Below are 26130 nucleotides of genomic sequence, written 5' to 3' on the forward strand. Positions count from 1 at the left end.
AGAATAGATATAAAAGGAGAATCAATGAGAAGAAAATTGAAAAATAAAAACTAAGTTTAACCCAAGGATAGATCAAATCTGGGCAGTCCATTTGCCATGGTCAGTTTCATCCGGCGAAGGTGGGTCAGTTTACCCGGCTTATCCACATGTTGGTAGAATTGCATTTGAAACCACTCATAATTCTGGGGTGACAGGTTTTGGACATATTTTTCCTCAAAATCCTTGAGGGTCTTGTGTTCGGCCATCCGATTTCCCGAGTTAAGGACAAATTCAGGATATGTGTTCATTAAATTGTAAGCATTTTTAGATTTTTCTTTTACAAAGGAATACATGCTCATTGTGGCAAACAGTTCTTGCAACCATTTTCTTTGCGGTTTGGGGAAACTGCAAAAACACTGGAAATGGTTATATCCGTGAACGCCCTTATACTGTAATCAAAGTGGCTTTTTTAACTTCGCCACCATAAATGACTCCATCGCAAGTTCATCCAACGGTTTTTCAATGAACGAATCAACATTTGGCAAACCATTGGCTCTTTCCCTATCCCCAGGGTTTATGGAAGACGTCAAAACATGGATCTCCACACTTGTTTCAATCGTTAAGGAATCCACCGCTTCAATAAACTCCCAACCGTTCATCACGGGCATATTGATGTCCAAAAAAACAATATAGTGTTTGTCTGGATTGCTCTTGATATATTTAAGGCCTTCCAAACCGTTATAGAATATGGTAATGGGAATACCCTTTATTTTCTGTTCGATCAAATTTTGATTTAAAAAATTGGTGATGGCATCGTCATCGATCAATAATATTTCCTTTGTCATTTTGAAAATTTTTATTGGTTATCTCTATTACTTTTTGTAGTTCACAGTCAATTTCATCGATGGAGGTTGAAATAATATCCAACAGGTCCTTTGTTGAGAAAACTTCTTCACCATAGCTTCTATGATGGGTCAACAGGGACATGATCCTGGTCAGGGGCGAACGGATGGCATGTGACTGCAGCCAGGCAATTTCCGTAAGCATTTTGTTCTGATCCTTAATTTTTTCCAATTGTTCCCTTGCCTCTGTAACATCCATTGCCGAACCAATGGTTTTAATAGGGTTATTGTGGCAATCCCTCTGGACATAAAAACTATCTAGAACATAACCCATAGAGCCGTTTTCGGATATGGTCCGATACTCGATTGCCCAATCCTTCTTTTCAGACTCGTACAAATGGTTTTCTAGGGTATTCCAGACATGTTCCCTGTCTTTTGGATGGATTCTTTTGAACCAATCATTGTCTATTTCAAAGGGCTGTTTGGTTATTCGTTCCTCCAATCGATCCATAACTTGACAATGTAATAAGGTTTTGGATCGATGGTCAAGTTCCCAAATGACCTGCTTACTGGCTGACATGGCCAAAAGGAACCGTTCCTTGCTTATCCTTAATTGCAACTCATATTCCTTCTCTTGGGTAATATCCCGGACCGTTCCTTCAATATGTAGTGGTTCCCCTGAGGATTCATCGACGATCATTTGGATTTCCTGATGCACCCATTTAACGGTTTCGTTGCCAGTGATGATCCTATGTTCAAATTTTGTAATGACCCCTGGTTCCAAATGGTTGTTGGGGTTTTCCTCGATAAGGTATCGGTCTTCTGGATGGAAGGCTTTGGTTACATTTTCCAACGTTGGAAGGAAATTTTCAGGGGTATATCCAAAAATCCTATAGGTTTCCGGGCTCCACTCACTAAGGTCCGAATCGAAATTTCTATACCAATAACCAATTTTAGCTATTCGATGTGCCCGGTTGAGCCTGGTGTTTGAAACCCTTAAAGAATGTTCAAGTTCCTTTTGATCGGTAATATCCTTGGCGACCGCTAATACAAGCTCTTGGTCTTTGATGACAGTACTTGACCATATGAACCATTTTTCCGTATTGTTTTTGGTCAACATGCGTATTTCAACACCATCAGTTCTTCCCGAACCACGGCGATTGGGCAACACTTGGTCCAATTTATCCTGATCGGTTGCATGGATAAATGCTTCAAATGCCATTCCCACAATTTGTGTTTGATTTTCCCCTATTGCCTTAGAGAAGGCTTTATTGACCTGTTTTATTCTCCCATCAAAACCAATGATGCAAAAGGGATCCGGTGAGAGCTCAAAAAACTCCAAATATTCCCCCTGGACCATTTTTTGTTTGATGGGTCCACCTATTTGGTGGCCAATTCCCTCCACAAAATATAAGACATCATTCAATCTTTCTTTAGGTTTCTTTGCAAATAAAAGGACACATCCAATGGATTCCTGACCAGAAAGTATGGGTAGACCAATGCAGGTTCTGAGTCCAACTTTTTTGGCAAAAATTGATCGAACAAATTCTGACTTCTTGTCAAAATCATCCCATATCATCAATGCATTCGCTCGTTCGATTTTGCCTTGTACTCCCTTCTCCGTTGAAAAAAAATCCACGGGCATGGGTTGCTTCAAAAAAAGTTTGCCACTCTTCCCGCAACTGGCTTGACCTAACAGGTTAAATTTGACACCGTCCCTTGTTTTTAACCATACTTCAGCGGCTTGTATTTCGCACACTTCGACCAATCTTTCCAGCATGGCGTCAAGGCCGTCCCTAAGACTTCCCTTTTTCCCAATAGCATTAACGAGATCCAGCCAAAGCTCTTTTTTCAATTTGGATCTCATCCTATCGGTTACATCTTTGGAATTCATGACAATCCCCTGAATGTTGGGCGTGGCCAAATGGTTGCTCCAAATGGATTCAATCCACTTCCAGGTTCCATTGGAATGTTTGAATCGGAATGGTTCGATCTCAACATGTTCGACCTTTTGTACCAATTCGAAGGCTTTCCTTAAACGTGGTATATCGTCTTTGGACAATCGATCAAAAAAACAAGTGTCCATCAAATCATGGGTTGAGTACCCTAGTTGGTTGTCAAAAGATGGGGAAGCATAACGGCAAATCCCCTCCGTATCCACGATGGAAATCAAATCGGTCCCGTTCAGCACCAAATTTTTGAACCTGCTTTCGCTGTTCTTTACTTGGTCCAACACATCCGATTGATTGATCAAATGGGATAGATTGGTGGTAAGGGTGTTCAATAACTGCACTTCTTCTTTTGTCCATTTCCTTTCCATATCATGGTCCTCCAAGCTGATAAACCCCCTGAAAGTGCCAGATGAAAAAACAGGAAGAGCTAATAATGACTTTAGGCATTCTGTTTCCAAGGTTTCCGCAAGATTGGGTTCGGAGACCTCCGATCGGTTCATCGAAAAGACCCTTCCCTTCCTCAAACGCCCAATAAGGTGCTGCAGAAGCGGAAAGGGCAAGGCAGGGTAACCATCGGGATCGGAACTTATTTTAGGGTCCCTGTCGGTCTTAATTTTCATTAAAGTGATCCTATCATGTTTTGAATCGCTCCGAAAGAAATAGACCCGATGGATTTTCAAGGTCTCCAAAAGCAATGTAAAACAAACATCCAATGCTTTCAACCAATCCGGGTTTCGAATCAAATTGTTGTTTATATCCGAAATGGCTTGGAAAAGTCGGTTTTGGGAAAGCAACCTTTTTTCGTACTCCACGGTATCGGAAATATCCATGGCTATGACAAGTTCAGCTGCTCTACCTTTGTATTGGATGAGATTGCCTTTTAGGAATACCGGGAAAACCGTACCATCCTTTTTCTTATGGCGATAAAAGCCTTCTTTGTAGGTATCCTTTCTACCTTTGGCATTCTCAATGGCTATCTGTAGCTTGGGAATATCTTCTTTAGGTCTAATGGCTTTAAGGGTCATACGGAGAAAACGGCCTTTTGTAAAGCCATACTGTTGAATAGCAGCATCATTGACCTTTAGAAACCGAAGTGTCTCTAAATCGTAAATCCACATGGGGTGTGGACAAAAATCAAAAATATGGTCTTCCGATAAACTGGAAGCATCTAGGATAGGGGACATTCCTTTGAGATTGGTTTAAAAAGTTTGGGATAATCGAAACGGTTGGATGACCAAACGTCACTGGTAAAGAATTAAGTTCTGTAGCATGTTGCCTATTTGGATATGGTTGGGTTAGTAAATTGAAATTCCAAGACCCTAGAAATTTTATCCGTAACGGATTTTAATCACAAAAATTTTAAAGTTATAAATAAAGTTTAATAAAATAAAAAGAATCATAATCATGCATCTCTTTGTTTCTTCTTGTAAATAGTCGTAGTTGATCTCTACCACCCCTATTTTCCGGACCGAGGGTAATGATGAGTAAGCCAATCATCATGGAGGCGTTCCAATTTATGGGGCACAAACATTTTTTGAAGAAATGTCATAAAGCCATGTTGCGCTTCACTTGTAATCAACTTGCTCCCATTTTTAGTAGGAATGATGAGCCAAGTGTGATATCCTCTGATACTTTTATTATCAGATTCCCAGCTAAGTCTATTAGGGGGTTCGAATTCTTTTATTGAAGAGGTGAAATCTAACCCCATTGTTTTCCACGTGAATACGGAATTTTCAGAAAGGCGACCATCAGTGCCATTTGATAGTCTTAGATTGCTGGCACCTTCATAATAATCTTCCCATTCGTCAGCTTTTATGAGTATGGACCAAACGGTTTCCGGTGAAGCGTCGATGTAAATTTCATTGTGAACGAAAAACTTGGACTCTTCAGGCTTATAATCCTCAGGCCAATGGATATCTTTTGAGTTGGGATAGCTTCGTTCAACGGATTTTTTGACCGAATAACAGCCTGTTGTTAACAAGGCAATGAAACACATCAGGTATATTTTAGTCTTTGCTGCTGAAATTGACTTGTTGCTGCTTGTTGTATTTACCTTTACCATGCTTTATTTTTTTGTGACAGGGCAAATCTCAGCATTATAAACCCTGAAAAGCATTAACAAATGTTTAGACTTTTAAGAGGTGCTTTTTTTTTAATCCTACTAAGGTGAATTGGAGTGATTCCGAGATAGGAGGCTATCATATGCTGCGGAACTCGGTTGTGGATATCGGGAAAGATTTGATTCATCAGGTCGTACCGTTGTATAGGCGACAGTGTATATAGATGTTCAATGCGCCTATCCAAATAGGTGAAGTAATATTCTGCAATAAGCCTTCCGAGTTTCTGCCCTTCGTGCATGTTGTTGTACCCCCATTCAATAGCTTTTTTGGGCAAAACAATCACTTCGGTATCTTCCATGGCCTCAAGCATATAACTGGATTTTTCCCCTGTTAAAAAAGCTCGATAATCTGCTATGAACTGGTTTTCTATTGCAAAATGTACGGTATGCTCAGAACCATTTATATCAAAAATCTTTACTCTGAGAATTCCGCTTTCAATAAAGTAGACCTCGTCAATGATCTTTTCGTCCTCGCTTAAAATCTCCTTCTTCTTGAACATTTTACGATAACACAAGGACATAAAATTTTCTGCCTCATTATCAGTGAGTCTTATCATTTGTGAAATAACGTTCTTCAGAATTTCCATCTCATGATTATTGCCAACGGTCAAGAATTAGAGCAGTAATGGAATTAGGATGGAATGCATTTTTGCAAGTCCCGTTTTGTCAATCTAATATTTCCTAAATCCCCATTAAACCAAATTTCAATCATCTAAGTTTCAAAACCTAATACTTCCCTTGCAATATACTCATATCATCATATAATTTCTTGTCAATGACCTTGGCATATATTTGGGTCGTCTTTAAGGATTGGTGCCCGAGCATCTTGCTGACCGATTCAATGGAAATACCGTTGGCTAAGGTCACAGTAGTTGCAAAAGTGTGACGTGCCAGATGAAAGGTCAATTTCTTTTTGATTTCGCAAGCGGAAGCAATTTCCTTTAAGTAGGCATTTGTCTTTTGGTTGCTAATCACCGGTAGCAGCGCTGCAGTAATCAATTTCTGCGAATGGTCTTCGTACTTACGCAGTATTTTTTCAGCAATGGGCAGCAATGGAACACTGCTCAATGAATCTGTTTTGGCCCTTTTGATCTTGATCCATCGTTTGCCCTCTATTCCATTTACTATATGACTGTTTGAAAGTTTTTTGACGTCCACATAGGCCAACCCAGTGAAGCAACAAAAAACAAAAATGTCCCTTACCTGCTCCAAGCTTTTTGACTCGAGTTGCAAATCGATCAGGGACCTGAGTTCTGCTTCGGTAAGGACATTCCTCTCCACTTTTTTCCATTCGGCCTTCCATGAATAGAAAGGATCTTTTTTCACCCAATTGTTGGCAAAGGCCATTCGCATGATTTTTTTGAAGTTAACCACATATTTGGTGACCGTGTTCTGGTTGCCGATTTTTTGGGTCTTTAGGTAGTGGTGAAATCTATTGACGAAGTTTAAATCCACCTCCATTACGTATAGGTCGGACACTTTATATTCCTTTTGGATAAAGCGGGCAAGATGGTTCATAGTGCGTACATGCCTACGGTAGGCTCCATAAGAATAATCGGAACCAATCAATTCTTTGATCTGGGCATTGTGCTCTCCATAAATGGCAAGGAGAGTTTTGTGCTCAGTTCCTTTCCCGAGAAGCTTGTTTTTGATGGTCTCGGCATTGTAGGGCTTTTTTTTGACCATCAACTTGGAATAGATCTCATAAGCCTTGGTTTCCAACTGGTCCATGTAGTGGTTCATTTCTTTGGCCTCTTTGCTCGAGCCTTTTATCCTTCCTTTGGCCGAACACCATTTTTCGGGACTTGTTTTTCGTTTGATACTGAGCTCTGCCCTTTGACCGTTCACGGTGATTCTAAAATAGATACCGGCCTTTCCATTTTTGTCCAATCTGGAATTTCTTAAATAGAAGATTGAAGAGAATGTTTTTGTTTCCATTTGTCATCGATTTACTGATTCAATTTTGTTCCGGAACATTTGAAAAAAAATGTTCGGAGCGTTTTTAACATTGATCAGGTGCCATTTTTGCGGATTCAAAAAGTGCGCACCGAATTGCGCACCGCGATATATGGTATTATTTAATATCAAATGAAATCAATAAAAACAAAAAAGTCTGTAAATCAACGATTTACAGACTTTTTGAATATTTTTGAAAGCTCAAAAGTGACCTGACTGGGGCTCGAACCCAGGACCCTCTCCTTAAAAGGGAGATGCTCTACCAACTGAGCTATCAGGTCTTCAAGTTGTGCCTAGCTGTTTGGCTAAGCGGGTGCAAATATAACATCAATAATCTATTTTCCAAGGTGAATTAATGATAAATTTGTGTTTTTTTGAAATCAGATAAAATTCTTCAATATGAAAATTGTTTTAGTAGGATATATGGCAAGTGGAAAGTCGACCGTTGGACGATTGTTGGCCAGGCAATTAGGAGTCGAATTCATAGATTTGGACGATTATATTGAGCAACATCAAAAAAAATCCATTAAAAATATATTTTCTGAAAAAGGGGAGATATTTTTCAGAAAGTTGGAGCATCAGATGCTATCCGAGGTTTTGGAAAAAGAAAAATCTATTATTCTATCAACAGGAGGGGGAACTCCGTGTTACGGAACCAATATGGCAACGATATTGAATCAATCTGACCATTCCATATATCTCAACCTGAGTATCCCGAACTTGGTGGAAAGGATTTCAAAGGAAAAAGATAATCGGCCTTTGGTAAAAAATATTGCTGACGAGGAATTACCTGAATTTATAGGAAAACATCTTTTTGAACGTAGGCCCTACTATCTACAAGCAAAACATATTTTGGATTGTAACAATTTGGACGCTGAAACTGTTGTTGGTAGGATTAAAGAACTACTCTAAATAAACCGCATTGTTCTTGGGTTCAAAATCCACTTTAATGTGTTCGCTCAGGGATGTGGATAACGATATGCCTTTAAAATCGGCCTTGATCGGGTACTTTTTATGGTTTCTGTTTACAAGTACAGCCGTTTTTAGTTGTTTTATGGGTGTTTTAAGGAAGTGGTGGGTACCATAGATCAAGGTGGTGCCCGAGTTCAACACATCATCCACCAAAACAATGGATTTGTTTTTGTATTCTTCCTCCGAAAGTGAGGTGCTGACCCCACTTTTCAATGGGTTCTTTTTGTCCATGTCCACTTTGCACAAAATAATCTTGGCCTCCGTAATCTTTTTTAGGACAGCTATTATTTTTTTGGCAAAACTTTCTCCACCACCATTGATTCCAGCAACTACAATTTCTTCTTCGTCCACATTGGTCTCATAAATTTGGTAAGCGATTCGCTTTGTAATGTGTTGAATTTGATCGTGGGTAAGAATACGGTTTATCATAGTGCGTAGTAGTTGATTCAAAGATATAAAACAGTTTATTCCGATTCGTCCAAAAAATCGTCCAAATCCCGACGATCTTTCTTTGTGGGGCGCCCCAACCCTTTTTTTCTGTAATGCTTTTTGGCATATTGGAGCAGTTCGTTATGTTCAAAGGCCTCTTTTGGGGTGGTATCCTTTCGGTAAATATCGACCAATTTTGCCCCAACACGGCTTTCCGGAACATCTAAAACGGTAAGCTGGTAATCAATCTGGTTTTTGCGTACAACAATCTTGTCCATGGGGTAAACATCGCGAGAGGGTTTAACGGCGCTACCGTTCACCTTAACGTGTCCTTTTTTTACCGCATTGGATGCAATGCTTCTGGTTTTAAAGTATCTCGTGCACCAAAGGTACTTGTCTATTCGCATGGTCTTCGCAAATCTTTGTTAATGGACAAAGCAAAAATAATGGAAAATTGTATCTTGCGCGCCTAAATAACAGACTTGATGAGGTACGGAATTTTAGTTTTGATATGTTTTGCGGTCACACTACTATCTTGTAAAAAGGATGATGATGGAGGTATTGTTGAAGTGCCGCCAAGCTTATTGAGCGACGTAGCACCCGAAGATGACGAAAAGATTAGGGAGTTTTTGAACACCCACTTTTACAATTATGAAGAATTTAAAAACCCTCCGGAAGGATTTGATTATAAAATCGTGATTGATACCATAGCTGGTGAAAATGCGAACAAAGAGCCAATGATGGAAGACGCTAAGACAATCACGTTTGATGTTTCTTCCAGTCATTTGGGATTAAGTGCTGGAGAGGAAAATATAAAGCATACCTTGTATTATATCGAGGCAAGAAAAGGTGGTGGAGGAAGTCCTACCTACGCAGATTCAACACTGGTTAGGTACCAAGGGTATTTGTTGGATGGGACACAATTTGATGAGAGTCAAGATTTTTCTTGGACTAGTATATCAAGAATTGTTGCAAGAGGTTTTGCTGACGGTTATGCACAAATGAGTGCAGGGACATCGGATCAAATCGTTGAAAATGGGGATGGAACCTACAATATCAATAATAGTGGTATTGGCCTTGTAATAATGCCATCTGGTATGGCATATTTCAATAGATCTCCCTCAGGTTTGATACCAGCATATTCTATTTTGATGTTTCAAATTGAACTGGGATTGTATGTGGAGAATACGGATCATGATAACGATGGTATTCCATCCATACAAGAGGATTTGAATAGTAACGAGTATTTGAACGATGATAATACGGATGTTGATATGGAATCTAGCTTAACAGGTTTATTGCCTAATTATAGAGATCCCGATGACGACGGAGATGGTGTTTTGACCCGAGATGAGATTATAATTGAAAATGGCGAAATCACTTTTCCAGACTCCGATGGGGATGGAGTCCCAGATTATTTGGATCCAGACTCCAACTAGCAAAGTGAATAAGTGAATAGCATATAAAAAGCCCCGCTGGCATCCAGCGGGGCTTTTTCATGCGTTTAATGATATGTTACAATTTAAGCGATAGCGCAAAAATAATTTGCGAAGGTCTCGAATCTACTCTGCTATTTTCTAAATTAGCAATATTATTGTTAATGATTTCGGCCTCATTTTCGGAAAAGCCTCTTTCATATCTAACGTCAAGTCCAACGTTCCCAAGGTTTACCCCAACACCGGCATTTAAGCCTACGGTAAAGTCGTTTTTTACGTCTTCAATTTCAATATCGCCAAAGTCATTGTTCAACGTATATTGAAAAGCAGGCCCTGCAAAAACATGCAAAGGACCAATCAATTTGTACCCTAAAAGCACGGGCATGTCCAATTTGGAAACATCGTAATCTTCGGAGTCACCATCTGGTAAATCATAAGAACTTTTGGTTTTGGAATATACCAATTCAGGTCTTAAATAAATCTTTGGGAAATCCAATTTGCCCCAAAACCCAAAATGGTATCCTGCTTTACCTTCGGCACCTTCGACGATATCTTGTCCGCCATCACCAACAGAACCGATTAAATCCCCGTTCTTGTTGTACGATAAACCGGCCTTAATACCGAATCCTGAACCGCTTTGTGCCATCGCTGCAGAACCAATTAAGGCAAATACAGCTACTAAAAGTGTTTTTTTCATAAGTGTCTATTTTATAAAGTTGAAATATCTCCAAAGGAGATAGCTGAAACTATTTACGTTTCATCACTTTTAAAACGGCAGCTTCTATGGCTTTATTGTTCAAACCGTACTTCTCCATAAGTTGTTCGGGCGTTCCACTTTCTCCAAAAGTATCTTGTGTTGCCACAAACTCTTGAGGGGTAGGATGGTGGGTGGCCAGCACTCGGGAGACACTTTCACCAAGTCCGCCCAAATAATTGTGCTCTTCCGCAGTTACCACACAACCAGTTTTCTTCACGGAATCCAAAATAGCTTTGTCATCCAAAGGCTTAATGGTGTGTATATTGATTACTTCTGCGGAAATTCCTTGGTTTTCCAAGCTTTCGGCAGCAAGTAGTGCTTGCCAAACCAAATGTCCTGTTGCAATGATGGTCACATCGGTACCTTCGTTGAGCATGAGTGCCTTACCGATTTCAAATTTTTGGTCCGCAGGGGTAAAATTGGCTACTTTGGGGCGTCCAAAGCGCAAATAAACTGGGCCATGGTGTTCCGCTATGGCAATGGTGGCCGCCTTGGTCTGGTTAAAATCACAAGGGTTGATGACCGTCATACCGGGCAACATTTTCATCAAACCGATGTCTTCCAGAATTTGGTGCGTGGCACCATCCTCGCCCAAGGTCAAACCAGAGTGCGAAGCACATATTTTTACGTTTTTATCCGAATATGCGATGGATTGGCGGATTTGATCGTACACACGACCAGTCGCAAAATTTGCAAAGGTAGAAGCGAAAGGAATTTTACCTCCTATGGTCAAACCGGCTGCAATGCCCATCATGTTGGCCTCTGCAATACCTACTTGGAAGAAACGTTCTGGGTTTTCTTCAATAAAAGTGTCAATCTTTAAAGACCCTACAAGGTCGGCACATAAGGCTACTACATTGGGATTGGTTCTTCCCAGTTCCGTCATTCCCGCGCCATATCCGCTTCGGGTGTCTTGTTTTCCTTGATCTGTATATTTAGTCATTCTCTCTTTTTCTTATGATTAGTAATCGCCTAAAGTCTCTGGGTTTTGTGCCAATGCGGTCGCCAATTGCTCATCGCTGGGCGCTTTGCCGTGCCATGCATGGGTGTGCATCATAAAGTCAACGCCATTGCCCATTTCTGTGGTCATAACAATACAGACCGGTTTTCCTTTTCCAGTTCTGCTCTTGGCTTCTTTTAAGCCTGCGATAACCTGCTCTAGGTCGTTTCCGTTTTCAATTTCAAGAACATCCCATCCAAATACCCTGAATTTTTCGGCAACATCGCCAAGTGGAAGTACATCTTCGGTACCACCATCAATTTGTTGGCCATTTCGGTCCACTGTGGCGATAAGGTTGTCCACTTTGTTACCTGCGGCATACATAATAGCTTCCCAGTTTTGGCCTTCCTGCAATTCGCCATCACCGTGGAGGCTGAATACCAAATGATCGTCACCGTTCAATTTTTTGGCCAAAGCAGCGCCGATGGCAACGGACATTCCTTGTCCCAATGATCCAGAAGCTACACGAACCCCTGGCAATCCCTCGTGAGTAGTAGGGTGCCCCTGTAATCTGGAGTCAATTAACCTAAAAGTGTTCAATTCTTCCAAGGGAAAATACCCTTTTCGAGCTAAGACACTATAAAACACGGGCGAGATGTGTCCGTTGGAAAGGAAAAAGAGGTCCTCTCCAATCCCGTCCATATCAAATCCTTCCTTTAAATCCATTACTTCGTTGTAGAGTGCTACAAAAAACTCGGTACAGCCCAAAGAACCTCCTGGGTGACCCGAATTTACCTTATGGACCATTCGTAAAATGTCCCTTCTTACCTGTACTACCAGGTCCTGTAATTCTTGCGTGTTCGGCATCTTGTCAATAATTTAGATATCAAATGTAATCGCATTATTCGTAGAAAACAAGTGTTGATTATACATTTGTTAAATGACTTGTGCTCAGAAACTTTATTTTTTTGTTAAGGAACAACGAAACAGAGTTAGTTATATTTGCGGTTCTAAAACGAACAATTGGATTTTACCTTACTACAAAAGGACAGTAAAAGCAAGGCCAGGGCAGGGGAGCTGACCACTGACAATGGCAACATACAAACTCCTATTTTTATGCCCGTAGGCACAGTTGCCTCGGTAAAAGGGGTACATCAACGGGAATTAAAAGATGAAATAAATCCTGATATTATTTTGGGGAACACCTATCATCTTTTCTTAAGACCGGGTACTGGAATACTTGAAGAAGCTGGCGGACTTCATAAATTTATGAATTGGGACCGGCCTATTTTGACAGATAGCGGGGGGTATCAAGTGTATTCGCTTTCGGATAATAGAAAAATTAAGGAAGAGGGTGTTAAGTTTAAGTCCCATATTGATGGTTCTCGTCATGTTTTCACTCCAGAAAATGTGATGGAAATACAGCGCACCATAGGTGCGGACATTATTATGGCTTTTGATGAGTGTACTCCTTATCCCTGCGATTATCAATATGCCAAACGCTCTATGCACATGACACATAGGTGGCTGGACAGATGCATCGATCATTTAGAGAAGCTGCCGTTCAAATATGGTTATTCCCAAAGCTTTTTTCCTATTGTTCAAGGGTCTACCTATAAAGATTTAAGAAAACAATCTGCAGAATATATTGCTTCGGTAGAGGCAGAAGGTAATGCCATTGGCGGACTTTCGGTAGGTGAACCTGCTGAGGAAATGTACGAAATGGCCGAATTGGTTTGCGATATTCTTCCGGAAGATAAGCCGAGATACCTTATGGGTGTTGGAACCCCCATCAACATTTTGGAAAATATTGCGTTGGGCGTGGATATGTTCGATTGTGTGATGCCCACCCGTAATGCTCGCAATGGAATGTTGTTTACGGCCCATGGCACCATCAACATCAAAAACAAAAAATGGGAGAACGATTTCTCCCCAATCGACGAAATGGGCATCACATTTGTGGATACCGAATATTCCAAGGCCTATTTAAGGCATTTGTTCGCAGCCAATGAATATTTGGGCAAGCAAATTGCCACCATTCACAACTTAGGTTTCTATTTATGGTTGGTGCGTACCGCTAGAGAACGTATTTTAGCCGGAGATTTTTTGGAGTGGAAGACCAAAATGGTCAGCCAAATGGATAAAAGACTGTAATGTTTACCATACTCGATAGATACATACTTAAACGCTACCTGATTACCTTTATGGGGATGCTTTTGCTGTTTGTGCCTATTGGGATTATGGCCAACTTGGCGGAGAAAATCGGTAAGATCATAGACAACGAAGCTCCGTTGGCCGAGGTTATAGTGTTTTACGGCAATTTTACCTTGGTAATCGGGAATTTATTGCTGCCCATTTTTCTTTTTCTATCGATTATATTTTTTACGTCAAAACTGGCCAGTAATACAGAGATTGTGGCGATTTTGAGTTCCGGTGTCTCTTTTTGGCGGTTTTTACGCCCCTATTTTGTGGGAGCGACCTTGGTTGCCGTGCTTATTTTTATGATGGGAATGTTTATAGTGCCCCATGCCAGTATTGGTTTTAACGAGTTTGAATACAAATACTTTAAAAAAGGTAAACAGACCAGGGTAACGGAGAATATCTTCAACCAATTGAACGAACGGGATTATATCTACGTGAGCAGTTTTGACCCCAACCGTCAAATTGGTTACAACTTTACCTACGAGCACTTCGATTCCATCGGAAAGTTGGACTACAAAATTTCCGCAAGTAATATAAGATGGGTGGAAGACGACAGTATTTACCGTTTGACCAATTATGAAAAACGTACGGTGAGGAACGAAACCGAGTACATCAACGCAAAACGTAGGTTGGATACGGTTTTCTCCTTTCAAATAGATGATCTTACCCCGGTTTCCTATGTGGCCGAGACCAAAAACCTATTCGAGCTCAACGACTTTATAGAGGATCAGCGCAGAAAAGGTGCATCAAACATCAATGCATATGTATTGGTAAAATATAAACGATGGGCGCTTCCCATTGCAGCGTTCATCCTTACGGTAATAGCTGTAGCCGTTTCCTCGATGAAACGCCGTGGTGGTATGGGGCTAAATTTGGCCTTCGGTATCGGAGTGGCCTTTGTGTACATCTTTTTTGATAAGGTATTTGGAACATTGGCCGAGCAATCCGGTTTTTCACCCTTGCTGGCAGTGGTAATTCCCAACCTTATTTTTGGTGTTTTTGCCGTTTACATGCTAATGAAAGCCAAGCGGTAATGCAGTAATGTTAGCGTATATTATTGAAGTTAAAAGACTTGTGTTTTTCATGGGAGTATGCCATAATGTTATATATTTGTCCCCATTGTTTTTCGTGAAAATAAAAGACTTCCCATGGAATATCTAGAATTTGAACTCCCCATCAAAGAACTTGAAGAACAGCTTCAAAAATGTATGGTGATTGGGGAAGAAAGTGAAGTGGACGTTACAGAAACGTGTGCCCAAATCGAAAAAAAACTCGCCCAGACCCGAAAGGATATCTATAAAAACCTTACCGCTTGGCAAAAAGTACAGTTGTCAAGACACCCCAGCCGGCCTTACACTATGGATTACATCAACGCCATTTGTGGAGACACCTTTTTGGAGCTCCATGGCGATAGAAATGTAAAGGACGACAAGGCCATGGTAGGCGGATTGGGAAAAATTGGTGACCAAAGCTATATGTTCATTGGCCAACAAAAAGGATATAACACCAAAACACGCCAGTACCGTAATTTTGGTATGGCCAATCCAGAAGGGTACCGAAAAGCGCTAAGGTTGATGAAGTCCGCCGAAAAATTCAAGATTCCCGTAGTATGTTTTGTGGATACTCCAGGAGCCTACCCGGGTATTGAAGCAGAGGAAAGAGGTCAAGGAGAGGCCATTGCCCGTAATATTTTGGAAATGACCCGCCTTAAAGTCCCAATCATCGTAATTATTATTGGAGAAGGAGCCTCGGGGGGTGCTTTGGGCATTGGAGTGGGAGATAAGGTATTGATGTTGGAAAATACCTGGTACTCCGTAATATCCCCGGAATCTTGCTCATCCATCCTTTGGAGGAGTTGGGAATATAAAGAGCAGGCCGCCGAAGCCTTAAAATTGACCGCAACCGATATGAAAAAGCAAGGTTTGGTCGATGAAATCGTAAAAGAACCTCTTGGAGGAGCACATACCGACAGAAAAAAAACATTTGAAACGGTCGCGGACAAAATTTCTTCCCATTTTGAAGAACTCAAAAAGTTATCACCAAAAGAATTGGTGAAAACCCGCATGGAAAAATATGCGGATATGGGTGTTTTCAGCGAATAATTCTTGTTTTTCAGGGGCTCCCCTTTTTCATTAGGATATATCCCCGAATTTTTTTATGTTATTAACAGGTATTAGAAGTTATCAACATTTAAATTGTTAAGTACCTGTGGAAATCGTATTCGTCTAAATTAAAGTTAACTAAAGGTTAATTAGCTACTTTCGCATTCATGGAAAAACCTAGCCCCATTGTAGGACATCGTGTGGAGAAATCTGCCCTTATCAATCTTGAGAGAGGTAAGATACCTCCGCAAGCCATTGATTTAGAGGAGGTTGTGCTTGGAGCTATGATGATTGACAAGAAAGGCGTGGATGAAGTGATTGATATTCTTCATCCCGATGTATTCTACAAGGATTCCCATAAATATATCTACGAGGCCGTCTTTAAATTGTTCGAATCCTCCGAACCAGTGGATTTATTAACTGTTTCGGCGCAACTAAAGAAGGATGGGAAGCTAGAAGCCGTCGGAGGTGATTTTTATTTGATAAAACTGACCCAAAAAGTAGCCTCATCCGCACATATTGAGTTCCACGCCAGGATTATTCTTCAAAAGTATATTCAACGTAGCTTGATCAAAATATCAAACGATATTATTGAGGAGGCCTACAGTGACGCAACCGACGTTTTTGACCTTTTGGACAATGCAGAGGCAAAATTATATGAGGTTACCCAAGGAAATTTAAAGCGATCCGCTGAAACTGCCCAGAATTTGGTGATACAGGCCAAAAAAAGAATCGAGGAAATTTCCAACAAAGAGGGGCTTAGCGGAATCCCATCCGGTTTTGATAAACTGGACAGGCTTACCTCAGGTTGGCAACCAAGTGACTTGATTATCGTGGCAGCAAGGCCTGGTATGGGTAAAACGGCGCTTACCCTTTCCATGGCCCGTAATATTGCGGTGAACTCGGAAATTCCGGTGGCATTCTTCTCTTTGGAGATGTCATCCGTACAGTTGATCACCCGTTTGATTTCTTCAGAAACAGGACTGTCTTCAGAAAAACTAAGGACCGGTAAATTGGAAAAACACGAGTGGGAGCAGTTGAACGTGAAGGTAAAGACTTTGGAAAAAGCCCCTTTGTTTATTGACGATACCCCATCGCTCTCCATTTTTGACCTTCGTGCCAAGGCAAGACGTTTGGCTTCACAGCATAATATCCGACTCATTATAATTGATTACCTGCAGTTAATGACCGCTGGCGGAAGCCAAAAAGGTGGTAACCGTGAGCAGGAAATTTCTACTATTTCAAGAAACTTAAAGGCGTTGGCAAAGGAACTGGATGTTCCCGTAATCGCCCTGTCCCAGTTATCGCGGGCCGTGGAGACCCGTGGAGGCAGTAAAAGGCCCATTCTTTCCGATTTGAGGGAATCTGGGGCCATTGAGCAAGATGCGGATATCGTTTCCTTTATTTACAGGCCGGAATATTATAAAATTGACGAGTGGGACGATGAAGAGCGTACCCCCACACAAGGTCAAGCAGAGTTTATTGTAGCCAAGCACCGTAACGGAGGTTTGGAAAATATTAGGTTAAAATTTGTGGGCGCTCTGGGTAAATTTGATAACTTGGATGACTTTGATTCCCCATTCGAATTCCAATCGAAGATGAATGCGGACGAAGAAAACCCCTTTGCAACACCAAACCTTCCAAGTACGGACGATGCTTTTGGTAGCGCAATGAACAGTGACGATGACCCGGATAATGATGTACCTTTCTAAAATAATACAGTGGATGTCATTTCGAGCGAATGCGAGAAATCTCATTATTGTATGCTTCTTTCTTTTTTTCTTAAAAACTTCTGCCTCCGTAATCCTAATCCCAATGGATGCCGAAGGACAAAAAAATCATTTAAAAGCATACGGAATCACCTATTGGGTACTTGCCAAACAGCAAAAAGTACAATGGTTGCTCAATTATCGTGGCGGCTCTTTTATGTTACCCGATGGAGACGCCATACGCAAGGAATGCCAAATCCGTGGCGTTTCTTTTGAAGTACTTTCCGATGGGCAGGCAGCACAAATTTTGGATGACATTAGCAGCCCATCCCAAAACCAAGACGCCGTTATTCTGGAAAAAGCACCGAAAATTGCCGTGTATTCCCCAAAGGGGAACCAACCATGGGACGATGCCGTTACCATGGTGCTCACCTATGCCGAAATACCTTACACCACTATTTATGATACTGAAGTATTAGGAGATAAATTGGCACTATATGATTGGTTGCACCTGCACCACGAAGATTTTACAGGTCAGTATGGACGCTTTTACGGGCATTACCGAGCTGCTCCATGGTATATTGAAGACAAGGCCAAAGCTGAAGAGCTGGCGCAAAGCTTGGGGTATTCCAAGGTGTCGGATGAGAAATTGGCCGTGGCCTTAAAAATTCGAAATTATGTGATTGGTGGAGGCTTTATGTTCGCCATGTGTTCGGCCACCGATAGTTTTGATATTGCTCTGGCAGCAGAGGAAGTGGATATCTGCGAGCCGATGTTCGATGGTGACCCTTCGGATGCGAATTATCAATCTAAACTTGATTTTAGCAATACGTTTGCGTTTACCAATTTTACGTTGGAACGAAATCCTATCCGATATGAGTTCTCTTCGATAGACATGACCAACAAACGGGCCAATGTTCCAAGGGAATCCGATTACTTTTCATTAATGGAATTTTCGGCAAAATGGGATCCTGTGCCCACGATGTTGACCCAAAACCATACCAGTTTGGTCAAAGGTTTTATGGGGCAGACCACCGCTTATACCCGAAATCAGGTGAAACCTACGGTTATGGTATTGGGCGAGAACAAAATCAATGGAGAAGCCCGATATATTCATGGAATAAAAGGAAAAGGATTTTTTACTTTTTATGGAGGCCATGATCCTGAAGATTACCAGCATAGGGTAGGGGATCCAAAAACAGAATTGGAGTTACATCCAACATCGCCGGGATATCGATTGATTCTGAACAATGTTCTCTTTCCCGCTGCCAGAAAGAAAAAGCAAAAGACTTAATCTTTTTTCACCTGAATCAACGCTTTTGATTCAACCAAGTCACCATGTTCCCATTCCCAACCCATTAAGCAGTTGGTACCGTTTAAATAAGATAAAGCAGCCAATCCGTAAGGAAAGTTGTCTCCGTTTTCAAGGTAGGTATTCCAACTTTTTAGATAATGACAGGTCAAGTATATATCCCTAGTGTCCCGAAAGCCTCGCTTTTGGTCCATAAAGCAGCTAAGGTGTGTTTTTAAACCGGTGTCTTCCACCCAATTATCCAACCATTCTTTAGCGGGTTCGTTAAGCGTGCCGTTGTTGGTAAAAGCATACCTCAAAGCGTTCCTTGGATAATAATCGGTTTCTGAATCGGGGATTTCAAAGAGTTGGCAAAGTGCTGTGAAAACATCATTTTTATTACTGATTCTTGTAATGATTCTAAAATTGGAGCTATCACTTTTTCCGGCAATTTGAACGGCATTTTCCAAGTCTATAATGAGTTCCTTCTTGTTTCTGATGTAATGTCCATGTTTTAGGAGCAAACTTTTTTCGTCTTTTGACAGCGTACAATATTTGCTGTCCAGTTTCACTATGGCCCAATGTCCTTTTATCTTGGAATTATAATAAAACCCCATCGGATTTTTTTCTGAATTGATGAGCGAGGCCTTAAGAGATAGGTCTGTATCAGTTAAATAAGGTTCATAAACATAGGGGATGTAATCATGGTCTGGGGCAAAACCGGAAATAGGTTTTCCCATAAGACCCTGAAAGGCCCATGCTAGTTTGAGTTCTCGAAAACCCCAGTATAGCGGATAATTTTGTGACTTGAGAAAAGTGTCCCATTCCTGCTTTGTCCTTCTACCTTCAATAAAACGGTACGGATTATGGATATGAGTTTTGATCTCGCCCTTATTCATTAGAGATGATATGGTTAAGTTAAGGGCTATGCAAAGGCAATTTATAAAAATATGCTGTATTTTGATTGCCGTTTAATCACTTTAATACCCAGGAACAACCATGCATATAAGGCAACGGTTTTCTAGCTCAGCTTCTCCTTAAAAAAAGCTATGGTTCTTTCCCATGCCAGATCGGCTGATGCTTTATCAAAGCGCGGTGTGGTATTATTGTGGAATCCGTGGTTTACATTCGGGTAAAAATGAACCTTGTAATCTTTGTCAAGCTCATTCAATTTAGCTTCATAAGCTTCCCAGCCAGCGTTTACCCTTTCATCCAATCCCGCATAATGGATCAATAAAGCTGCATTGATTTGTGCCACTTCATCATCATCAGGTTGGCTTCCATAAAAGGGAACCGCTGCGGCCAAATCGGGTACCTTTACGGCCATCATATTGGAAATCCATCCACCAAAACAAAACCCAACAACCCCCACCTTGCCGTTACAATCCTTATGGTTTTTGAGATAATTGTAGGCTGCGATAAAATCTTCGAGCATTTCGTTACGGTCCCGTTGGCGTTGGAGCGCTCTACCTTCATCATCATTGCCTGGATATCCGCCAAGTGGCGTAAGGGCATCCGGGGCCAAGGAAATAAACCCTGCCTTGGCAGCTCTTCGTCCAACATCTTCAATATAGGGGTTTAGACCTCGGTTTTCATGAACTACGACAATGCCGCCCATTTTTCCTTTGCTCTCTTTGGGTTTGGATAACAATCCTTTGATTTCACCCCCGCCTTTCGGTGAGTTGTATGTAATAAACTTGGAGTTCAAATCCGGGTCGTTGGGGGATACGGTAAGCGTGTCCTTGTAGTTGGGCATCACAAAACTCATCAACGAAGCCATGGTAATTCCGCCGACCGCATAAACGGAAAGTTTTTCCATAAACTCCCTGCGGTCCAACTGGTTGTGTGCGTATTTATCGTATAGGTCAAAGACCTCTTGTTTGATGTCGTCTTTTTTCAATGGTGCCATAGTGCTGCTTTTAAAGTTTGCCCTTTAAGGTACGAATTTTACAAAAGCAACTTACTCAGAATAAGATAAATAGATTGGGTAGTGTGACTAAAGCAACTTTTCCAAAATCCGTTCCACACCAAAATCGTCGTTGCTGTGGGTAGTGTATTTGGCGGTTTTTAAAACATTGGGATGCGCATTGGCCATGGCAAAGCTGTAATCGGAAAGCTCCAACATTTCCAAGTCGTTGTTGTAATCACCGAATACCATAATTTCGTGGGATGCGATTTGAAATTCATCCATCACTTTTTTGAGTGCATATCCTTTGTGGGCATTAAGATCGGAGACATCTACCCAATTCGCCCCTGAGACCTTTACTTTTAGGTCACCTTCCAAATGTTTCACGTTGGGGTAAATGTGCTTTTCAGAATTTTCAAAATGGTAAATAGCTATTTTTAACACCTCTTGATCAACCTTTTTTTGGTCTTCAACAATTTCGAATTCCGAATAGTATTCACGGAGCATTTCCAAGAATTCGTTTGAATCACCACCCACAAAAGCATTGTTTTGACAACACAGTACAGGGTGTACATTTTCTAATGGACGCACGGCGTCAAGAATACGATGTACTTCTGACTTGTTGATTGGAGTGGTGAGCAGGGTTTCTTCCTGTCTTCTTATCAAGGCACCATTTTCTGCAATAACGAGTATCTCATTTTTGATGGACCCCAATTTGTCTACCATACTGTGATATTGTCTCCCACTTGCGGCAACAAAGGCAATGTTTTTCTTTTTGAGTTCTTCGTAGATTTCAAAAAATCGGGGGCTTACTTCGTGGTTGGAGTTCAACAAAGTTCCGTCCATATCGGTAACCACCATTTTTATTTGTGATAAGTCCATTTGAATTGATTAAGCTGCAAAGTTATTTGTTATTCATGGAACTGAGCCCCAGTTTTGGTAAACTTTGTATTAATTTCGTTGGGAAAGCTTTGTTTGTCTATGAATTTTTATCAGAAAGAAATACAGTTACGCCCATACTCCAGAGGATTTCATTTGATTACGGACACGATAATTGATGCTGTTCCCAAACTTCGAAATATAAACACGGGGTTTTTACAGGTGTTCATTAAGCATACCTCGGCCAGCTTGACGATCAATGAAAATGCCGACCCAACGGTACGAACTGATTTTGAGAGCCACATTAATAAAATGGTTCCAGAGAATGCACCGTATTATGTGCACAATTATGAAGGCCCCGATGATATGCCTGCCCATATCAAAGCTTCCTTGATGGGAGCCTCTGTGCAGATTCCAATAACTCAAGGTAGGTTGAACATGGGAATTTGGCAAGGAATTTATCTATGCGAGCATCGAGACCATGCATCGGGGAGGAAGTTGATCATTACTGCATTTGGGCAATGATCATTCGAGACAATTTGATTAATTCGTGTCAAGCTGTTTTAGACCTTTTGTAAAATAAAAGATCCCGCACAAGGCGGGATCTAAATAAGCGGGGTAAGTTTATATTAACTTTTTTACTTTACTTTTTCAACGATTGCTTTGAAAGCATCTGGGTGGTTCATGGCCAAATCGGCAAGAACTTTTCTGTTAAGTTCAATTCCATTGGCTTTTACTTTACCCATAAATTGAGAGTAAGACATTCCGTGCATTCTAGCCCCGGCATTGATACGGGTAATCCATAGGGAACGGAAAGTACGCTTTTTGTTTCTTCTATCGCGGTAAGCATAAAGCATTGCTTTTTCTACCGCATTTTTGGCTACTGTCCAAACGTTTTTACGTCTTCCAAAGTAACCTTTGGCTTGCTTCATCACTTTTTTTCTTCTAGCTCGTGAAGCAACTGAATTTACTGATCTTGGCATAATGTGTCATTTTTTTGTAGCAGGCGTCTCAATTATTGAGAACTTTTTTGGGCCCGACTCCATGGTTAATAAATAAATGTACCGGTGAACAATTATTTTAAACGTAATTGTTCTTTGATGTTGTCCTCATCCGCTTTGTGAACCAAAGTGGAATGGGTCAACTTTAGCTTACGCTTTTTGGATTTTTTAGTCAAAATGTGACTCTTAAAAGCGTGCTTTCTCTTGATTTTACCAGTTCCTGTAAGCTTAAAACGCTTCTTGGCACTGGATTTTGTTTTCATCTTAGGCATTTTCCTAGTATTTAACTCCGCTTATTATACCGAACCAGGGTTCAGTTTTTATTTTTTGTTTGTCTTGGGTGCGATGAACATGGTCATACGCTTGCCTTCCAATTTAGGCATTTGCTCTACCTTTCCAAGCTCTTCGAGTTCTTGGGCGAGTCGGAGCAATAATATTTCGCCTTGGTCTTTGTAAACGATCGATCGTCCTTTAAAGAACACATAGGCTTTTAGTTTGGCACCATCTTTCAAGAATTTTTCTGCATGTCTTTTCTTGAACTCGTAATCATGGTCATCCGTTTGTGGTCCAAATCTAATTTCCTTTACTACAACTTTACTTGCTTTGGCCTTCATGGCCTTATCACGTTTCTTCTGTTCGTAAAGGAATTTTTTATAATCCATTACCTTACAAACGGGCGGTTCTGCGTTTGGCGAAATCTCTACCAAATCCAATTCCTGTTCGTTGGCTATTTCCCTTGCTTTGGAAATGGGGTAAACACCCATTTCAACATTGTCCCCGACAAGACGAACTTCTCGGGCCTTTATTTTTTCATTGATGTTGTGAGGGTTTTTGTTTTCCCTCCTAGGTTGGGGTCTAAATCTTCTTCTAATTGCTATGACGTAAACTTTTTAATTAAACTTAATTTTTTAGAACGACTTTAAGGTACTATTTATTTCAGTAGTTACCAAGTCTGAAAAAGCATCTACGCTTAAACTTCCTAAATCTTCACCGCCATGACGCCTTACAGATATGGTCGCAGACTCTTCTTCCTGTTCCCCGACAATAATCATGAAAGGGATTTTTTTGAGTTCTGCCTCACGGATTTTCTTCCCTACCGTCTCGTTCCTATTATCAATGAGCGCGCGAATTTCGTGATTTTCTAACGAATTCAAAACTTTTTCCGCATATTTTTCATGTTTCTCACTGACAGGCAGTACGATGGCTTGGGTCGGAATCAGCCACAATGGGAAGTTTCCGCCTGTATGTTCTAGCAATAGCGCTACGAATCTTTCCATACTTCCGAAGGGAGCGCGGTGAATCATCACGGGTCTGTGCAATTCATTGTCACTTCCTTTATAAGTAAGATCAAAACGTTTTGGCAAGTTGTAGTCCACTTGAATGGTTCCTAATTGCCAGTTTCTACCAAGGGCATCCTTTATCATAAAGTCCAACTTGGGACCGTAAAAAGCAGCTTCTCCGCTTTCAACTACATAGTTCAGGCCTTTTTCCTCCGCCGCGTCAATGATGGCCTGTTCGGCTTTTTCCCAATCATCGGTGTTGCCGATATATTTGTCGGGGTTCTCCAAATCCCTTACGGAAACTTGTGCGGTAAAATCCTCAAAACCTAAAGAGTTCAATACATATAAGGTAAGGTCGATTACATTCTTGAATTCATCGTTTAATTGTTCCGTGGTACAGAAAATGTGTGCATCATCCTGAGTAAACCCTCTAACTCGGGTCAAACCATGAAGCTCCCCACTTTGCTCGTATCTATACACCGTTCCAAATTCAGCATAACGTTTCGGAAGATCTTTATAGCTAAATGGATGACTGTTGTATATTTCACAGTGGTGAGGGCAGTTCATTGGTTTCAACAAGAACTCCTCATCTTCTTTGGGTGTATGGATGGGTTGAAAGCTGTCTTCTCCATACTTGGCGTAGTGACCAGAAGTAACATATAGTTCCTTTTGGCCAATGTGTGGAGTAACCACCATTTCGTACCCTGCTTTTTTTTGGGCCTTTTTTAAGAATTGTTCCAAACGCTCTCTTAGCGCAGCGCCATTGGGCAACCATAAAGGAAGCCCTTGTCCCACTTTTTGCGAGAATGTAAAAAGCTCCAGTTCCTTTCCGAGCTTTCTGTGATCCCTTTTCTTGGCCTCTTCTAAAAGTTGGAGGTATTCTGTGAGTTCTTTTTGTTTAGGGAACGATATGCCGTAAACTCGAGTCAGCTGGGTGTTTTTTTCGTCACCCCTCCAATACGCGCCGGCAACACTCAATAGTTTAATGGCCTTTATGATGCCCGTGTTCGGAATGTGTCCACCACGGCATAGATCGGTAAAGGTACTGTGGTCGCAAAAAGTGATGGTGCCATCATCAAGATTTTCGATGAGTTCTACTTTATATTCATTCCCCTGCTCTTTATAATAAGAAAGGGCATCCGCTTTGGAGACACTTCTCATATTGTAGTCGTGTTTGCCGCGTGCGATTTCCAGTGCCTTCTTTTCAATTTCAGGAAAATCTTTCTCGGAAATGGACTGGTCTCCAAAATCAACGTCATAATAGAAGCCGTTTTCAATAGCGGGACCAATGGTCAATTTAATGCCCGGATAAAGCTCTTCCAACGCTTGGGCCACAACATGGGAGGTGGAGTGCCAAAAAGCTTTTTTACCTTCATCATCTTTCCATGTATAAAGAGTCAAAGTGCCATCCGTAGTTAATGGTGTTGTGGTTTCAACCGTCGTGTCATTGAATTTTGCGGAAATAACGTTTCTAGCAAGCCCTTCACTAATACTTTGGGCAATGGAAAAAGGAGTGGTCCCCTTTTCAACTTCTTTTACAGCACCATCAGGCAGTGTGATCTTTATCATGTTTGAACTTCTATTTTGTATAATCGAGAGGACAAAGATAATATCTTGTATAGATGCTACAATACTTACCTTATATATATGACTAATTTTCTGCGGACGATAAAGTGGGTTCAATTGGATTCTTGGACTATAGCAATGTGAGGGGAAGGGTGGTTTTTGAGGTTTTAATTTTTTTTGTATTTTTATCTGCTTTGTTTTCAGTCAATTGAAAGCAAATTGGCCAAGAAGGCCAAAAAACTCTCTTGTTTATTATTTAAAAGGTGTTACATTTGCAGCCCGAAAAACAACAAAGGGTTTGTTTTTTGGTTAGTTCATAAGCTTATTGACATACTGTTTTTGACAAGTGGATAAGGCTTGAAAGAAATTATAAAAAAGCATTGTGTAATCAAAAAAAGCATTTTACATTTGCAGCCCGAAAAACACCGAGGTGTTTAAAGGAAAAAGTTCATGTAAAGGATTGTTTTTTTGAGGTCAAGAAAATGTTTTGATTTTTTTCAAAAAAAGCTTGCCGGTTAAAAAAACAGTTGTAAATTTGCACCCGCTTAACCAACGAGGTGGGGCGGTAAAAGTCGAGTAAAGATTGATTTTATTGAGATTGAAACTCGATTTTTTTGAACAAAGAAGTTCATATACATATTGTAACGACAGCGTAGAATTAATTAACAAACCATTTTGATGCAGGGACTCGGTTATTTCCGGGTGTCGGACAGACATTCAAGGAAATACAATGAAGAGTTTGATCCTGGCTCAGGATGAACGCTAGCGGCAGGCCTAACACATGCAAGTCGAGGGGCAGCGGGGAAAAGCTT

At 40.9% G+C, this 26130-nt stretch carries 26 protein-coding genes, 1 tRNA gene and 1 rRNA gene; 9 read left to right on the forward strand and 19 right to left on the reverse strand.

The genetic code is table 11. The annotated features are described in order from the left end of the window. Window positions 1-56: 56 nt before the first annotated feature. From GO009_RS16845 to GO009_RS16875, 7 genes are all read right to left on the reverse strand, one after another. Window positions 57-338, reverse strand: a complete 282-nt coding sequence (locus GO009_RS16845) for a hypothetical protein (RefSeq protein ID WP_163627890.1) — start codon at window positions 336-338, stop codon at window positions 57-59. 96 nt (window positions 339-434) lie between these two features. After that, a complete protein-coding gene (locus GO009_RS16850) occupies window positions 435-824 on the reverse strand; it encodes a two-component system response regulator (RefSeq protein WP_163627891.1) in 390 nt (129 codons plus the stop codon). Further along, entirely contained in the window at window positions 796-3957 is a 3162-nt protein-coding gene (locus tag GO009_RS16855) for a PAS domain S-box protein (RefSeq protein ID WP_163627892.1), read from the reverse strand. The genes GO009_RS16850 and GO009_RS16855 overlap by 29 nt, the downstream gene beginning before the upstream one ends. A 272-nt stretch (window positions 3958-4229) precedes the next feature. Further along, window positions 4230-4835: an SRPBCC family protein gene (locus GO009_RS16860; protein ID WP_163627893.1), complete on the reverse strand. Its 606-nt coding sequence runs from the start codon at window positions 4833-4835 to the stop codon at window positions 4230-4232. A gap of 53 nt (window positions 4836-4888) precedes the next feature. After that, window positions 4889-5479 carry a Crp/Fnr family transcriptional regulator gene (locus tag GO009_RS16865; protein WP_163627894.1) on the reverse strand — a complete coding sequence of 197 codons (591 nt, stop codon included), beginning with the start codon at window positions 5477-5479 and terminating at the stop codon, window positions 4889-4891. Window positions 5480-5618: 139 nt separating this feature from the next. Beyond that, on the reverse strand, window positions 5619-6830 hold the full coding sequence (locus GO009_RS16870) for a site-specific integrase (RefSeq protein ID WP_163627895.1): 1212 nt from the start codon (window positions 6828-6830) through the stop codon (window positions 5619-5621). A gap of 226 nt (window positions 6831-7056) precedes the next feature. Beyond that, a tRNA-Lys gene (locus GO009_RS16875) sits at window positions 7057-7129 on the reverse strand. A gap of 118 nt (window positions 7130-7247) precedes the next feature. Here GO009_RS16875 and GO009_RS16880 point away from each other — a divergent pair. Beyond that, entirely contained in the window at window positions 7248-7760 is a 513-nt protein-coding gene (locus GO009_RS16880; protein WP_163627896.1) for a shikimate kinase, read from the forward strand. Here the strand turns inward: GO009_RS16880 and GO009_RS16885 are convergent. Together GO009_RS16885 and GO009_RS16890 are read right to left on the reverse strand one after the other, a co-directional pair. Beyond that, window positions 7752-8249 (reverse strand): phosphoribosyltransferase family protein, encoded by a 498-nt coding sequence (locus tag GO009_RS16885; RefSeq protein WP_163627897.1) that lies wholly within the window; start codon window positions 8247-8249, stop codon window positions 7752-7754. The two genes, GO009_RS16880 and GO009_RS16885, sit on opposite strands and share 9 nt — an antisense overlap. A 35-nt stretch (window positions 8250-8284) precedes the next feature. Further along, window positions 8285-8656, reverse strand: coding sequence for an RNA-binding S4 domain-containing protein (locus GO009_RS16890; RefSeq protein ID WP_163627898.1), 372 nt, complete (start codon window positions 8654-8656; stop codon window positions 8285-8287). 78 nt (window positions 8657-8734) lie between these two features. Here GO009_RS16890 and GO009_RS16895 point away from each other — a divergent pair, with 78 nt between their 5' ends. Next, a complete protein-coding gene (locus GO009_RS16895) occupies window positions 8735-9688 on the forward strand; it encodes an FKBP-type peptidyl-prolyl cis-trans isomerase (protein WP_163627899.1) in 954 nt (317 codons plus the stop codon). Window positions 9689-9764: 76 nt separating this feature from the next. Here the strand turns inward: GO009_RS16895 and GO009_RS16900 are convergent, their stop codons facing one another. The 3 genes from GO009_RS16900 to GO009_RS16910 are packed head-to-tail and all read right to left on the reverse strand — an operon-like array spanning window position 9765 to window position 12249. Then, window positions 9765-10382, reverse strand: coding sequence for an outer membrane beta-barrel protein (locus tag GO009_RS16900; RefSeq protein WP_163627900.1), 618 nt, complete (start codon window positions 10380-10382; stop codon window positions 9765-9767). A gap of 49 nt (window positions 10383-10431) precedes the next feature. Further along, window positions 10432-11385, reverse strand: a complete 954-nt coding sequence (locus GO009_RS16905) for a transketolase family protein (RefSeq protein ID WP_163627901.1) — start codon at window positions 11383-11385, stop codon at window positions 10432-10434. 18 nt (window positions 11386-11403) lie between these two features. Further along, on the reverse strand, window positions 11404-12249 hold the full coding sequence (locus GO009_RS16910; protein ID WP_163627902.1) for a transketolase: 846 nt from the start codon (window positions 12247-12249) through the stop codon (window positions 11404-11406). 156 nt (window positions 12250-12405) lie between these two features. On the opposite strand from GO009_RS16910, the gene tgt reads away from it, so the two are divergent. The 5 genes from tgt to GO009_RS16935 all read left to right on the forward strand — a co-directional run bounded on the left by tgt (window position 12406) and on the right by GO009_RS16935 (window position 18689). Then, window positions 12406-13536 (forward strand): tRNA guanosine(34) transglycosylase Tgt, encoded by a 1131-nt coding sequence (tgt, locus tag GO009_RS16915; protein ID WP_163627903.1) that lies wholly within the window; start codon window positions 12406-12408, stop codon window positions 13534-13536. Next, complete coding sequence (locus GO009_RS16920; protein WP_163627904.1) at window positions 13536-14618, forward strand: LptF/LptG family permease; 1083 nt, start codon at window positions 13536-13538, stop codon at window positions 14616-14618. The genes tgt and GO009_RS16920 overlap by 1 nt, the downstream gene beginning before the upstream one ends. A 114-nt stretch (window positions 14619-14732) precedes the next feature. Further along, window positions 14733-15686: an acetyl-CoA carboxylase carboxyltransferase subunit alpha gene (locus GO009_RS16925; RefSeq protein ID WP_163627905.1), complete on the forward strand. Its 954-nt coding sequence runs from the start codon at window positions 14733-14735 to the stop codon at window positions 15684-15686. 167 nt (window positions 15687-15853) lie between these two features. Beyond that, the gene (gene dnaB / locus GO009_RS16930) at window positions 15854-17398 is read left to right on the forward strand and encodes a replicative DNA helicase (protein WP_163627906.1); all 1545 of its coding nucleotides are present in this window, start codon (window positions 15854-15856) and stop codon (window positions 17396-17398) included. A 13-nt stretch (window positions 17399-17411) separates the two neighbouring features. Further along, complete coding sequence (locus tag GO009_RS16935; protein ID WP_163627907.1) at window positions 17412-18689, forward strand: asparagine synthetase B; 1278 nt, start codon at window positions 17412-17414, stop codon at window positions 18687-18689. Here the strand turns inward: GO009_RS16935 and GO009_RS16940 are convergent. From GO009_RS16940 to GO009_RS16950, 3 genes are all read right to left on the reverse strand, one after another. Next, window positions 18686-19585 (reverse strand): hypothetical protein, encoded by a 900-nt coding sequence (locus GO009_RS16940; RefSeq protein WP_163627908.1) that lies wholly within the window; start codon window positions 19583-19585, stop codon window positions 18686-18688. The genes GO009_RS16935 and GO009_RS16940 overlap by 4 nt on opposite strands. A gap of 122 nt (window positions 19586-19707) precedes the next feature. Beyond that, the gene (locus tag GO009_RS16945) at window positions 19708-20595 is read right to left on the reverse strand and encodes a dienelactone hydrolase family protein (protein WP_163627909.1); all 888 of its coding nucleotides are present in this window, start codon (window positions 20593-20595) and stop codon (window positions 19708-19710) included. A gap of 87 nt (window positions 20596-20682) precedes the next feature. Further along, window positions 20683-21474 carry an HAD family hydrolase gene (locus tag GO009_RS16950; protein WP_163627910.1) on the reverse strand — a complete coding sequence of 264 codons (792 nt, stop codon included), beginning with the start codon at window positions 21472-21474 and terminating at the stop codon, window positions 20683-20685. A gap of 99 nt (window positions 21475-21573) precedes the next feature. On the opposite strand from GO009_RS16950, the gene GO009_RS16955 reads away from it, so the two are divergent. Continuing rightward, entirely contained in the window at window positions 21574-21996 is a 423-nt protein-coding gene (locus GO009_RS16955) for a secondary thiamine-phosphate synthase enzyme YjbQ (protein WP_163627911.1), read from the forward strand. A gap of 113 nt (window positions 21997-22109) precedes the next feature. Here the strand turns inward: GO009_RS16955 and rplT are convergent, their stop codons facing one another. From rplT to thrS, 4 genes are all read right to left on the reverse strand, one after another. Continuing rightward, window positions 22110-22454, reverse strand: coding sequence for a 50S ribosomal protein L20 (gene rplT, locus GO009_RS16960; protein WP_014033571.1), 345 nt, complete (start codon window positions 22452-22454; stop codon window positions 22110-22112). 92 nt (window positions 22455-22546) lie between these two features. After that, the gene (rpmI, locus tag GO009_RS16965) at window positions 22547-22744 is read right to left on the reverse strand and encodes a 50S ribosomal protein L35 (protein ID WP_014033572.1); all 198 of its coding nucleotides are present in this window, start codon (window positions 22742-22744) and stop codon (window positions 22547-22549) included. Window positions 22745-22792: 48 nt separating this feature from the next. Beyond that, complete coding sequence (gene infC / locus GO009_RS16970) at window positions 22793-23344, reverse strand: translation initiation factor IF-3 (RefSeq protein ID WP_198519716.1); 552 nt, start codon at window positions 23342-23344, stop codon at window positions 22793-22795. Between the two features lie 36 nt (window positions 23345-23380). Continuing rightward, entirely contained in the window at window positions 23381-25321 is a 1941-nt protein-coding gene (thrS, locus tag GO009_RS16975; RefSeq protein WP_163627912.1) for a threonine--tRNA ligase, read from the reverse strand. Window positions 25322-26045: 724 nt separating this feature from the next. Between thrS and GO009_RS16980 the strand changes: the two genes are divergently transcribed. Then, window positions 26046-26130, forward strand: a 16S ribosomal RNA gene (locus GO009_RS16980); the annotation flags it as partial.

Source organism: Allomuricauda sp. TY007, assembly GCF_010468565.1.
In the GTDB taxonomy this organism is placed as follows: domain Bacteria; phylum Bacteroidota; class Bacteroidia; order Flavobacteriales; family Flavobacteriaceae; genus Flagellimonas.